Below are 12458 nucleotides of genomic sequence, written 5' to 3'. Positions count from 1 at the left end.
GTATATGGTAGAAATTAATAACATAGCATCATTCAATTCTGTGGTGCTTACACGATAAATATTAATTACTTAAAAATTTAAGTCTAAGCAAGAACCCAGTGAAAATCTGATTTTGAGCCAACTTAATTATTTCAGGAATATTTTGTCACTAGAGCTGGTGGTTATTGAAGCAAATGGAAACTTGTTTCAATGTTCCCTGTCTTTGCAAGGCAAAAAATCTGCCTAATTTTTGCAAATAATTCTGAGCATACCTTTTAATTAGTATGAAGGTTTTAACTCACAATGATTCAAGGTGGATTTTCTCTCGACTTGAATCCCGATAAGAGCAGCAAGAATATTCTTGACCTTAAAGCACAGATAAAGGGGGGCTATAGCAGATCATTTTTTTGAAATGATTAATATTTAATATGCGCTAAATTAATTTTGCGGTTTTTTTATTCTATTTCAAAATACAAGATTATATTAAAGAGCATTATTTAATCTATAGGCGGTTATATAAAATATTTTATGACTTGCTTTGATTTATAGGCGAAGTAAAACGAAGATAAATTAAACTGAAATAGCCTAAGTATGCTAAACATTGACTTTGAAAAAGCATATAATTCACTTATTCAATTTTTATATCATCGAAAAATGACGCCTGCTTGCAAAGTTTTGAAATCAAATAAAATCGAATTTTCTATCCATGAATATGAACATGATGCCAATGCAAAAAGCTTTGGATTAGAAGCGGCTGAAAAGTTAAATTTAGAAGTCAGCGAAGTCTTTAAAACTTTATTGGTAACGGATGATAAAAATTTCTATGTTGCTGTTTTGCCTGTCGCACATCAATTAAGTTTAAAGAAAATAGCGGCAGCAGTCGGAGCCAAAAAATTACATATGGCAGATCCGAAAGATGCCGAACGCTTAACGGGCTATTTGGTGGGTGGGATCAGTCCAGTGGGGCAGAAAAAGCGCTTAAAAACGGTGGTAGATGGTTCTGCCCAGTCATTAACCAAAATTTATGTCAGTGGCGGAAAACGTGGCTTAGATATTGGGATAAAACCACAAGATTTAGTCAAAGTCTTGGGCGCACAGTTTGCAGATGTTTTAGATCAAGATTAAAACTGACCCATAAATTAAAAAAGTCGTTGTGACGTTGGATTTAGTCTAGTTGCGACTATTTATCACAGGTCTTTTTGCTCAAAAAAGCTAAGCTAGAAGTCGGCTTAAATTCATCTTATGGTGTAAAGATCTGTGCTATCCCGTGTATATTTATAAAAAAAATGATGGTCAAATTTTCGGATTGCTGGAAATTATCCACCGGTTAAAAAAAGAAAAAATATGAATTGAATATAAAATGGACAAAATCCATCAAGCTGCTATTGTGGCGGGTATAAAAATAAAATTTGGTTAAATTGAACAATGAATCAAAATAATAAGATTCTGATTGCTGCAAGCCTAGCGAATGGTGGTTGTTTCTCTATGATTTTGCCCATACTTGCACCTTTGGTTCGTCAAATGAAAATGACCGAACTGCAAGGTGGAGCCTTGATTTCGGCAGGAGCCTTATTGATGGCGATCGGGGCGATCTATATTTCTAAACAGCAAAATAAATACAGTATTTATAGTTTGTTAAGTATGGGTTTTATCGGTATGACCGTGACTTGGGGGTTATTTACTGCAGTTTTGGCTTATGGGCTTGAATATCATCTTGCTACGATGTTGCTATTTACTTTGTTATTGTTGGCTCGGGCAAGTATGGGCATTTTTATGGCTATGCCACAAATCGCTTTACAAACTTACGTCATGACCAAATATACCGAAGAACAGCAACGTAGCAAGACCATGTCCAAGTTTGGAGCGTTAAATAGTGCAGGTTTGGTACTTGGACCATTTTTAACGACGCTTTTATTGGCTTGGGGGATGCTAACGCCGTTATGGGTTGCCTTTATTATTTTTGCCTTAATTAGCGTATATATTGTCCTGAAATTTGATCGCAAGGAAGCTGGATTTTCTCATCCTTCTGGGCAGCCTATAACAACTGAAAGTATGACATCTATCCATAACCAAGCATTTTCTTTGCGTAACAGTATGGGCTGGTTTGGATTAGGATTTAGTCTCTATATTGCGATTGTCACAGTAAATCTAACCGCTGGCTTTTATATACAAGATCAATTTCAAAATTCGACCCAGCAGAGTGCAATTTACTTTGCCCAATGTTCTTTGATTGCCGGAATATCATTAGTAATTATGCAAACGGCTATTTCCAAGTTTTTACAATGGTCTGTGCAGCGCTTATTGTGGATTGGGTTGGTGTGCATGATGCTGGGCTTGCTGATCTCCGTTCGCACCACAGATATTCATATTTTTCAAAGTGCTTATATTTTATATGGCATAGCTGTTGCCTGTCTTACTCCGGCATTTACCACAGGTGCTGCGCAATCTGCACCACAGCATTTACAGGTTAAAGTTGCCAGTTTTTGTACTGCAACCCAAGCTTTGAGTTTTGTATTTGGTCCATTGGTCAGTACCGGTTTATATCAGTGGCATAGCCATTATCCATTTTATTTGTTAATGATCATGTTTGTATTGCTCGCTGTTTATTTTCTGCATTATCAAAAGAATATACAGTCATCTTCAGTTCCGGTGTGACTTTATTGATGAAGTTAGCGCTCCAAGTTGGTTCATGGAGATTTACAGATAAAGCAATAATGTGTGTGACACGATTTAAGTATGAAAAGCTGAATATAATTCACTGTGGGTTGAATATTACTAAATCAACACCTCGAGAAAATTAATATCATTCATGCTTTAATAAGGTGATTGAATTTAAAGTGATTTGATGTGTGTTCTTAAAGCCTTCTACGCCCGTTGTTCCTACACTTGCAGGGGATTATCCTGAATGGCATCGCGGACGCGAGCATTTTTCGTTATGGTACATTGAAATTGAGCATCCAGAATTATTAGAGTATTTAAATCAGCTGCGTTCGGTTTTTTCAGATTTTTTATACACGCCAAATACCCGTCAATTTCACATTACTGTATTTATTTGTGGTTTCCTTACGGAACAAAACCCTATTTGGGATGATGATTTTGCGATTGAAAAGATGCATCAACATATTCGACATTTAACAGATACTTTTCAGAATAAAATTCAGTTAAAAACAGGTCGCATCAACAGTTTTGAAAGTGCCTTATTTGTCGAAATTATGGATGAAAATGATGTGCTTTTAAAATTACGTCATTTATTTGGTCAAAGTTGCGATGAAATTGCACCGCTCGACTATTGTCCACATCTTACTTTAGGTTTGTATCATCAAGATTTTAATAGTGATTTAATTTTTAATCATATAAACAGCATCGAACAAAAAAGCTTTGAATTTTCAGTCGAGCAACTGACTTTTGGCACATATAACGCGAAAATATTGCAAGGTCAGCTCTATCCATTTCATCAATTTCAACTGGGTGACGTATGATGCAACTCATTTTAGGTGGCGCGCGTTCGGGTAAAAGTCGCCTTGCAGAACAAACTGCAAAAGATTCAGGTTTGGCGGTAACTTATATTGCCACCGCACAAGCGTTCGATGCCGAAATGCAGCAACGTATTCATCATCATCAAGCGCAACGTCCTGAGCATTGGACTGTGATCGAAGAGCCTTTGTATCTAGCCAATTGTCTAATCGAGCTTGATCAACCCAATCAAGTGATTCTGATCGATTGCCTGACTTTATGGATGAGTAACTTATTGATGCATGAAAATCCTGAATTGCAGATGCAACAATGCCAAAAACTGCTGGATATTTTACCGATATTAGACTCAGAGATTATTTTAGTCAGTAACGAAACCGGCCTAGGCGTGATCCCGATGGGCGAGATCAGCCGAAAATTTGTCGATGAATCGGGGCGTTTGCATCAACAGTTGGGGCAGATTGCCGATAAAGTTATATTTTGTGTTGCGGGTTTTCCCATGATTTTAAAAGGAGTGAAAGAATGAGCTGGTGGTTGGATGCGTGTAAAACGCCAAGTGCGGAAGTAAAAAAACTGGCTGAAGAGCGTCAATTACAACTGACCAAACCCACAGGCTCATTATCTGAACTTGAAACTACCGCAGTGCAACTGGCAAGTTTGCAAGACAATCCACGTCCCAATGTAGACCAGCCTTGGATCACGATTTTTGCCGGCGATCATGGCGTGATGGAAGAAAATATTTCTGCCTATCCTCAAGCTGTAACCCGTCAAATGCTGCAAAACTTCACTACTGGAGGCGCTTGTATCAGCGTAATTGCCAAAGAATACCAGGCCAAATTACAGGTGATTGACTGTGGTTCTGTAGGTGGTATTTATGAATATGCAGGCGTAGAACGGCATTGCATTATTCCAGGCACCGCCAATTTTGCCAAACAAGTTGCCATGACTAAAGCGGAGTGTATTGAAGCGATGAATCTGGGACGTCAAAGCGTTGAAGATGCCGTTGCTTATGGTGCGTCCATTTATGTCGCAGGAGAAATGGGTATTGGCAATACCTGTTCTGCATCAGCAGTGGCCTGTTTTTTACTGGATGAGCCTGCTGAACAGCTTACCGGTGTCGGTACAGGAATTCGTGAAGAACAACTGATTCATAAAAAAAATGTTATTAACCAAGCGATTTCCTTACACACAGATTATGTCGACCATGATACTTTTAAAGCACTTTGCGCAGTCGGTGGTTTAGAAATTGCAGCAATGACGGGTGCCTATATTCGCTGTGCACAGCTCGGATTGCCTATGGTGGTCGATGGCTTTATTACCACAGTTTCTGCGCTTGCCGCAGTACGTTTAAATCCTGCAGTTCGTGAGTGGATGCTGTTTGGCCATCAATCGGCTGAATATGGACATCAGCGTTTATTGCAAGAAATGAACGCCAATCCTTTACTGAAACTGAATTTGCGTTTGGGCGAGGGCAGTGGTGCCGGGGCTGCTTTAGGGGTGATTAAACTGGCATGCAGTTTACATAACAATATGGCCACTTTTGCACAAGCCGCCGTCATTGGTGAAAAAGTTTAATCCTAAAAGGATTCAACAGGATATTGAACATGTTAAAGATTGATCTGCTTCGTCATGGTGAAACGACTTTAAGTCATACCTTGCGGGGTTCTACAGATGACGATTTGACCGAATTCGGTTGGTCGCAGATGCAGCAGACTATAGATCAGTTTTTGCATGTTTCTGAGCAAGCTTCCCTGCATAACATGGTGCAATGGGATGTAATTTTTAGTTCGCCCTTAAAACGCTGTCGTTTATTTGCAGAATCGGTCGCAGATCAAAAGCAGCGACCTATCTTTTATGATGCAGGTTTGCAAGAAATGCATTTTGGCGATTGGGAAGGCATATCGACCCAAGTTATTTATGAAAATGAACCAGAATTGCTGGCGAATTTTTGGCAGCAACCGACTCAATTTACCCCACCCAATGCAGAAAACATGCAGGATTTTTATCAACGTATCTGCACTAGTCTTGAAAAAATGCAAATACAGATGCTGGAAAATGAATGGCAGCATGCTTTGGTGGTGACGCATGGCGGTGTGATTAAACTCTTAAAATGTATCGCTTTAAATCATTCACTGGATGAAATTTTAAAAATGACAGCCGAGTTGGGGCAACTTAATTCCTTTGCAATTCATGAAGATGCTTCAATCCATTTGCTCAAGGAATAATAGCAATGACAGCATTTTTTATTGCCTTGCAGTTTTTAACTGTATTTCCGATTCAATTGAAAGCAATGCCAAGCAGACAGCAAAATGGTCAATCTTTACTGTTTTATCCACTGATTGGTTTGATGATTGGTGTAATTCTATTTGCTATTACCATAGTGCTGCATGCATTGCCGGTGATCTTGCTCAGTAGCTTGATTTTAGTGGTGTGGATCTGGCTGACGGGTGGTTTGCACCTGGATGGTTTAGCTGATACTGCGGATGCCTGGGTCGGTGGTTTTGGTAATAAAGAGCGTACTTTAACCATCATGAAAGACCCGAGTTGTGGGCCGATTGGGGTTTTAAGTTTAATTATTCTGTGTCTGATTAAATGGTCAGCACTGTATGTATTATTAGAAAACCAACTCTATTCAGCACTACTTTTATTTCCGGTATTGGGTCGCTTAGCGCCACTATTTTTATTTTTGACTACTCAATATGTGCGTGAAAAAGGTTTAGGTTCTTCAATCGCAGAATTCACTCCTAAAACGGGTGCGGTCATCATATTCATATTATGTTTGGTTGCATCAGTGTATTTTGCATGGGTTGGTATTTTAACTGCACTAATATTTATAGGAACGCTAATTTATTTAAGACGCAAATTTATTCAGCGAATTGGCGGGATTACCGGTGATACAGTCGGAGCAAGTATTGAAATTTGTGAGGCGGTGAGTATTTTCAGTCTGGCTGTATTGAGTTTTTATTTACCTGTGATTTGGCTTTAAATATTCATGTTTTATGAAGCGTGATTCCGCTGTATAGAATCACGCTTATATTGGCTTCAACTGTGTATGATTAAAGGTAAGTCACTACAAATCGAATAATCGCAGGTCCTAACAAGACCATAAATACCCCAGCAAGTACCATCGTTAAACAGGCAAAACCCTCTTCTTCACGATGGCGCATAAAAGCTTTAATGGTGCCAAATCCGTGTGCTTAATTACCTAAAGCAGTTCCTTGCGCAAAGCGTGAATTAATCTTTAAAGCAATCAAACTCATATCTGCTATGGCAACCCCTGCAATACCGGTAATCATGGTAAATAAAATCACCAGTTCAACAGAACCGTCAATATTTGAAGTCAGTTCCATGGCAAATGGTGTAGAAATAGAACGTGTCATTAAGCTATAAGTGGTTTCTTGATCAAAACTGAATAACTTTGCCAAATAAAACGCGCTTATAACACCCGCACTCATTTCTACAATGGATCATTTTAAAAAGCTAAATATAATAAAGTTTTTGTTTGGTATTTTGTGGATTCAGATTACAAGCCTTTCAATATCGAGCTGAATGCGGTAACTTTTCTGGGTTAAACTTATTGTTGATGATTTTCTTTATGAAATGGGATGACATTGGAGAACAACCGTGTTCAATCGCCAGAACCTTATCAGTCATTGGCGATCGTTGGACATTACTGATTTTACGCAATGCTTTTTTAGGAACACGCCGTTTTGAATCCTTTCAACAAAATTTAGGGGTAACCCGGCATGTGCTGTCTGATCGTCTAAAACGTCTGGTTGAAAATGATATTTTAGTCAAAACCCCTTACGTGCAACGACAAGAGCGGTATGAATATCGTTTAACAGAAAAAGGTCTGGCGCTTTATCCGATTTTAATGTCGATGGCGAATTGGGCAGATGACTGGATGAATGAGGGTTTTGGAAAGCCGATGCAATATATCCATAAAAGCTGCGGTCATAAAATTACCCCACGCCTGGTGTGTTCCGAATGTAATGAAACTATCCATGCCAAGCAAGTTAAACCCGAATTGACCCAAGATTATTTTACTTATCTAGAACGCCATAAAATACAGTCTTAAACCTGAATCAATAACGGATTTTGTTTCATAAATAATTTTTTAATTACTAGTAAGTCTTTCGTAAAACTAAAATAAAAATAGATGAGCTATTGGGAGTGTGGTATGGATGCCACACGTTTCCCATCACGACAAAGATGTCATATATGAGAAACAAAAGGCATAAAAATTTAATCAATCAAGTGAGGCAGTACTGATTTTAAAGAGGCTAATATTGAACATTTTTTGACTTATACACGTTAGCTAAAATTTATAGACAATTTGGTGGTTTAGGAATACCTGCCAAACGGCTTAAATGACGTGCCACCAATCCGGTATTAAATTTGTCTTGTAATACTGCATTATTAATGTCGAAACTGACCTTTTTCATCAGAAATTTAATCAGTGGGCGCGTCGCAGGCGAATGACCAAACTGTTGATAGAACTGGCGTACTGCATGCAAAACTTCAAAATGCCAGGTAGTAAGTTCTAAACTTAAAGTATTCGCCAATTCTTGAGCAACTTCTTCATTCCAAATGGTGTAATCGACTAAGTGACCATCTTGATCGAGTTCTAAATTCATCATTAATCTCAAATTAGTTCAAACGAATACAACGGGTATGATTCAGGCAGATATCAGCAAATTCGGCATAAGAAATGATTTGCATATTTGCTGTCTTTTGTCCCGCTAAAATTTCAGCATCATTTTCCAATACATAAATGCAATTCAATTTTTGCAAGAAAGATTGTTGCATCTGTAATACGGATTCACCCATTAAAATAACGGTATCTTCAGGACTATAAAGTTGTTCCAGTTTTGCCAGTACAGAAGGGGTAGCTGAAAAAGTACTTTGCACTAAATATAAGCTTTTATTCGACATGATTATTTCACTCTTTATTCTTACCAGTACAGCACAAAATCAAAACTTTGAATAAACTCACTATTGAGCTCAACAAATTCAATATCTTGTTGAGTCTGGATCACAAAGCAAGAGTTTTGATTCTTATTTTCCACCAAAACCGGTGTAAGGTCGTAAAACTCAAAGCTATCGACCATATTGGATGCGATTTTAAAGGCATGTTTAAGCTGTTCAAATTGCAGATCTGAATTGAGCAAACTTAAGGCTGCATCTTGCAGCAACACTTTGACTTCACAACCAAAAGTCGCTAACACCATCGTTGCAGACAAGCTTTCATGCACTTGTAAATTGGCAAGATTGGCTTGAGTTAAAATAACGAGTACAGATTTCACACAATTTACCTTTTAAAAGCAACAAATTCCAAAAAATAACGTCTTAGAATTGAATCAGACGCTGTGCTGATTGGACGGCATCGGCAAGTTCACCCAGTCCAACCAATTCAAAGCCTTGCGCAAGATTATGTTGGCTAATTTGATGTCGTTGTGCATTTTCATGATCGGTAATACCACGCGCCAAGGCAGCACTAACGCAAACAGGTAAACGAATGGCTAACTTTTGCCACTCTTCAGTCAAATGACGTTGATCATCAGGAGCCCACTGCAAGGCATTTGCAACAGAAACACCGTCTTGATAAAAAAACACCCGAAATGCTTGGTTCTTAGCCTTTAAAGCCTGTGCTAAGCCTAGAGCATGCCAAGCATATATAGAGGTCGGAGCGGAGGTAATTAGTAATAAGGTACTCATCGAAATTCACTTGAGGAATGCCCAATCCAATGTCGAGGCATCCAAACTTCATAAGAAAAAGGTAGTATACAATGATTTTAGTGACTGGTGGTTTAGGCTTTATTGGTTCACATATTGCTTTAAGCCTCATGGCGCATGGGCAAGAAGTCATTATTGTCGACAATTTATCCAATGCAAGTTTACAAACCTTAGAACGACTCGAATTTATTTCCGGCATGTATGTGCCATTTGTCAAAATCGATATTCGCAATACACCGGCTTTAAACAAAGTTTTTGAACAATATTCTGTAGAAGCGGTCATTCATACCGCAGGCTTTAAATCAATTGAAGAATCAGCGCTTAAACCGCTGGAATATTATAACGATAATGTCAGCTGCATTATGAGTTTGCTGCGCGCTATGCAGCGTACTGGAGTGCGAACTTTTATCCATTTGTCCAGTTTGGCGGTATATGGAGCGTCGAGTTCAACCCTCTCAGAAGAGATGCCTTTTAATTATTCTTATCCAAATCCTTATATCAAGTCGCAACAAATGGCAGAAGAAATCATCCGAGATACCGCACTGACAGACAGTGAATGGAAAATTGCGATCTTGAGATTAAGTAATATTGCGGGTGCATTTGAACATGCTGTTTTAGGCGAGTTTGTTGCACCTTTACCTAAAAATATTATTCCTTTGGCATTGCAAGTTGCAGCCAAGCAACGAGACTATATTGAATTACGTCAGCAAGCTCAAACCTTAGACCGTACCGTTGAACGCAGTTTTTTACATGTACTGGATTGCTGTGATGCGATTATAGCGACTTTACAGTGGCTAAGAAGTCAGCCCCATACCTGTGATGCTTTTAATATTGCAGGGCAAAATATGTCTATTCGTGCTTTACTGAGTGAAGTCGCTAAAGTGACCAATAGTGAAATTAAAACGATAGATGCGCCGTTTTATGCCTATGCTGAATTAGACCAGATTGGGGCAACTGCAAACAAGGCACGTGAAATTTTAAAATGGCAGCCTAAACGTACAATTACTCAAATTATTGAGGACTCGTGGCGATTTTATCAGCAAACCCTAAAAGGGCGTTAGAATTCGTATATAAATAATAATCATTTACATTTGAAAATTGATTGATTAAGATCATTAAATATGTCAAAACTTAATAAATTGACTATCGCTATAAAACCACATTGAAATGAGGAAGATGATGCAGACACGTATTGAACACGACACTATGGGTGATGTTGAAGTACCGAGTGAAGCAATGTGGGGAGCGCAAACTCAACGTAGTTTACAAAATTTTAAAATTGGGCAAGAACGCTTACCACGGCCCATGATTCGTGCGATGGGCTTGGTAAAAAAAGCAGCAGCCATCACCAATGCCGAATTAGAGCAAATTCCTCATGAATTGTCGCATTATATTGTGGGTGCAGCAGAAGAAGTGATTGCTGGAAAATGGGATGCACAATTTCCATTGGTGGTGTGGCAAACAGGTTCAGGTACGCAAAGCAATATGAACTGTAATGAAGTCATTGCCAATATTGCCAATCAAAAACTGGGTAATGCTTTAGGTTCGCAAAAACCGGTACATCCAAATGATCATGTAAACCGTGCACAATCGACCAATGACTCATTTCCAACGGCTATTCATGTTGCAGCGAGCCTGCAAATCAATGAATTGCTTATTCCAGCAGTAACTCGTTTACGCGATACATTAGAGAAAAAATCGAAAGAATTTTCAGATATAGTTAAAATTGGACGTACACATTTACAAGATGCGACACCGTTAACACTGGGACAAGAATTTAGTGGTTATGTGGCGCAGCTCGATCATGGCTTAAAACGGTTAGATTATGCTTTATTGGGCTTATATGAGTTACCTTTAGGTGGTACTGCTGTAGGAACGGGCTTAAATGCGCACCCTGATTATGCAGTCAAAGCAGCCGCACAATTGGCGACTTTGACCGATTTGCCATTTGTTACTGCACCGAATAAATTTGAAGCATTGGCAGGACGTGATGCTGCAGTATTTGCCTCGGGTGCTTTGAAAACATTAGCAGCCAGTTTAAATAAAATTGCCAATGATATTCGCTGGTTAGCCAGTGGGCCACGTTGCGGTTTTGGCGAAATTCGCATTCCTGAAAATGAACCCGGCTCAAGCATTATGCCAGGCAAGGTTAATCCGACTCAAAGTGAAGCCATGACCATGGTGGTCGCACAAGTGTTGGGTAATGATACGACAATCAATGTCGCTGGTGCTTCGGGTAATTTTGAGCTTAATGTGTTTATGCCGGTGATTGCATTTAACTTATTGCAATCAATTCAGTTACTGGGCGATGCATGTAATAGCTTCAATGATCATTGTGCGGTGGGTATTGAACCAAACCGTGAAAAAATTGATTATTTCTTGCATAACTCGTTGATGTTAGTCACCGCTTTAAACCCTGTGATCGGTTATGAAAATGCTGCGAAAGTGGCAAAAACGGCCTATAAGGAAGGCAAGACTTTAAAGCAGGTTGCGGTTGAATTGAACTTGGTGACTGCAGAACAGTTTGATGCCGTGGTGATTCCTGAAAATATGGTTTCACCTAACGTAAAATAAGCATCTAAAGGCCTGGACACTGATCTATTGATCATCAGTGGTTTTTATCTGCTGCATATATGCGTACAATATAGCGAGAAATTAACTGCTGATGATTGATTATGCTTAATGTTTATTTAACAGATGTTCAGAAAAAGGTGCAATTTAAGGATTATCCTGGCGAGCATCCTGTTAAATTTATTTTGAATTTTAAAAAGATTTTTCCGAGTGTGATGGAACTGCTGCTTCCAGTACTTCCTAACGACGAAAATCTGGATGAAATGACCTGGGAATCGACCACAGAAGATTTCGAGTTGTTTAAATTATTATTAAGCGGCTGGGGCGTAATTGAATTACGTCTAAATGCGATTACGCAATTTAAAAACAAGAACTATGCAGATCAATTGATAAAAGCTGCGCAACAAAAACGTAGAGAGTTTGCCGAAGCTCACAAGACTCTGAAAACAGTTGAACTGGATTATTTGTTTATGCACGAAATTCATGCATTGATTGATGCTGAACTGGTTGAAATTGGTCAGAAATTCTATTTGCCAACCTTACGTGATATCTGGAAGCATAAAGTATCGCAAAGTATATTGAATGCTAAATTTTAAAAAAGAATGAAATAGTGTAAAAATCCTTCAAATATTGGAGGATTTTTTTATTACTGATGAATTTATTAAAGATATGTTTAAATTATATGCATAACTCTTTATCAA

15 protein-coding genes and 1 pseudogene are annotated in these 12458 nt (G+C 38.6%); 11 read left to right on the top strand and 5 right to left on the bottom strand.

All coding sequences use genetic code 11. From position 1 onward, the window contains the following. The first annotated feature begins 633 nt into the window (after positions 1-633). The 7 genes from ybaK (at position 634) to AY606_RS09210 (ending at position 6436) form a co-directional block, all read left to right on the top strand. Entirely contained in the window at positions 634-1104 is a 471-nt protein-coding gene (gene ybaK / locus AY606_RS09240; protein ID WP_067867446.1) for a Cys-tRNA(Pro) deacylase, read from the top strand. A 300-nt stretch (positions 1105-1404) separates the two neighbouring features. Next, positions 1405-2634 (top strand): MFS transporter, encoded by a 1230-nt coding sequence (locus AY606_RS09235; protein ID WP_067867356.1) that lies wholly within the window; start codon positions 1405-1407, stop codon positions 2632-2634. Positions 2635-2828: 194 nt separating this feature from the next. After that, positions 2829-3458: a 2'-5' RNA ligase family protein gene (locus AY606_RS09230; RefSeq protein ID WP_067867354.1), complete on the top strand. Its 630-nt coding sequence runs from the start codon at positions 2829-2831 to the stop codon at positions 3456-3458. Next, positions 3455-3976, top strand: coding sequence for a bifunctional adenosylcobinamide kinase/adenosylcobinamide-phosphate guanylyltransferase (gene cobU / locus AY606_RS09225; RefSeq protein ID WP_067867351.1), 522 nt, complete (start codon positions 3455-3457; stop codon positions 3974-3976). Before AY606_RS09230 ends, cobU begins: the two co-directional genes overlap by 4 nt. Then, positions 3973-5025: a nicotinate-nucleotide--dimethylbenzimidazole phosphoribosyltransferase gene (cobT, locus tag AY606_RS09220; protein WP_067867348.1), complete on the top strand. Its 1053-nt coding sequence runs from the start codon at positions 3973-3975 to the stop codon at positions 5023-5025. The genes cobU and cobT overlap by 4 nt, the downstream gene beginning before the upstream one ends. A 29-nt stretch (positions 5026-5054) precedes the next feature. After that, the gene (locus AY606_RS09215; RefSeq protein ID WP_067867345.1) at positions 5055-5675 is read left to right on the top strand and encodes a histidine phosphatase family protein; all 621 of its coding nucleotides are present in this window, start codon (positions 5055-5057) and stop codon (positions 5673-5675) included. A 5-nt stretch (positions 5676-5680) separates the two neighbouring features. Further along, the gene (locus AY606_RS09210) at positions 5681-6436 is read left to right on the top strand and encodes an adenosylcobinamide-GDP ribazoletransferase (RefSeq protein WP_067867342.1); all 756 of its coding nucleotides are present in this window, start codon (positions 5681-5683) and stop codon (positions 6434-6436) included. Positions 6437-6506: 70 nt separating this feature from the next. On the opposite strand, the pseudogene AY606_RS09205 reads toward AY606_RS09210, so the two are convergent. Further along, a pseudogene (locus AY606_RS09205) lies at positions 6507-6905 on the bottom strand (LrgB family protein); the annotation flags it as partial. A gap of 140 nt (positions 6906-7045) precedes the next feature. On the opposite strand from AY606_RS09205, the gene AY606_RS09200 reads away from it, so the two are divergent. Then, positions 7046-7528 carry a winged helix-turn-helix transcriptional regulator gene (locus tag AY606_RS09200; protein WP_067867339.1) on the top strand — a complete coding sequence of 161 codons (483 nt, stop codon included), beginning with the start codon at positions 7046-7048 and terminating at the stop codon, positions 7526-7528. A 247-nt stretch (positions 7529-7775) separates the two neighbouring features. Here AY606_RS09200 and AY606_RS09195 read toward each other — a convergent pair whose 3' ends face one another. The 4 genes from AY606_RS09195 to tusD are packed head-to-tail and all read right to left on the bottom strand — an operon-like array spanning position 7776 to position 9168. Next, positions 7776-8087 (bottom strand): TusE/DsrC/DsvC family sulfur relay protein, encoded by a 312-nt coding sequence (locus tag AY606_RS09195; protein WP_067867336.1) that lies wholly within the window; start codon positions 8085-8087, stop codon positions 7776-7778. Positions 8088-8100: 13 nt separating this feature from the next. After that, complete coding sequence (locus tag AY606_RS09190) at positions 8101-8385, bottom strand: DsrH/TusB family sulfur metabolism protein (RefSeq protein WP_067867333.1); 285 nt, start codon at positions 8383-8385, stop codon at positions 8101-8103. 20 nt (positions 8386-8405) lie between these two features. Then, complete coding sequence (locus AY606_RS09185; protein ID WP_067867330.1) at positions 8406-8756, bottom strand: hypothetical protein; 351 nt, start codon at positions 8754-8756, stop codon at positions 8406-8408. Positions 8757-8799: 43 nt separating this feature from the next. After that, on the bottom strand, positions 8800-9168 hold the full coding sequence (gene tusD / locus AY606_RS09180) for a sulfurtransferase complex subunit TusD (protein WP_067867327.1): 369 nt from the start codon (positions 9166-9168) through the stop codon (positions 8800-8802). 71 nt (positions 9169-9239) lie between these two features. On the opposite strand from tusD, the gene AY606_RS09175 reads away from it, so the two are divergent. The 3 genes from AY606_RS09175 (at position 9240) to AY606_RS09165 (ending at position 12353) form a co-directional block, all read left to right on the top strand. Beyond that, the gene (locus tag AY606_RS09175; protein ID WP_067867324.1) at positions 9240-10247 is read left to right on the top strand and encodes an SDR family NAD(P)-dependent oxidoreductase; all 1008 of its coding nucleotides are present in this window, start codon (positions 9240-9242) and stop codon (positions 10245-10247) included. 118 nt (positions 10248-10365) lie between these two features. Further along, entirely contained in the window at positions 10366-11760 is a 1395-nt protein-coding gene (gene fumC / locus AY606_RS09170) for a class II fumarate hydratase (protein WP_067867322.1), read from the top strand. A 101-nt stretch (positions 11761-11861) separates the two neighbouring features. Further along, positions 11862-12353: a hypothetical protein gene (locus AY606_RS09165; protein ID WP_067867319.1), complete on the top strand. Its 492-nt coding sequence runs from the start codon at positions 11862-11864 to the stop codon at positions 12351-12353. Positions 12354-12458 lie beyond the last annotated feature (105 nt).

This window comes from Acinetobacter sp. SFB (assembly GCF_001647545.1).
In the GTDB taxonomy this organism is placed as follows: domain Bacteria; phylum Pseudomonadota; class Gammaproteobacteria; order Pseudomonadales; family Moraxellaceae; genus Acinetobacter.
This window is presented reverse-complemented; position numbering and strand designations above follow the sequence as displayed.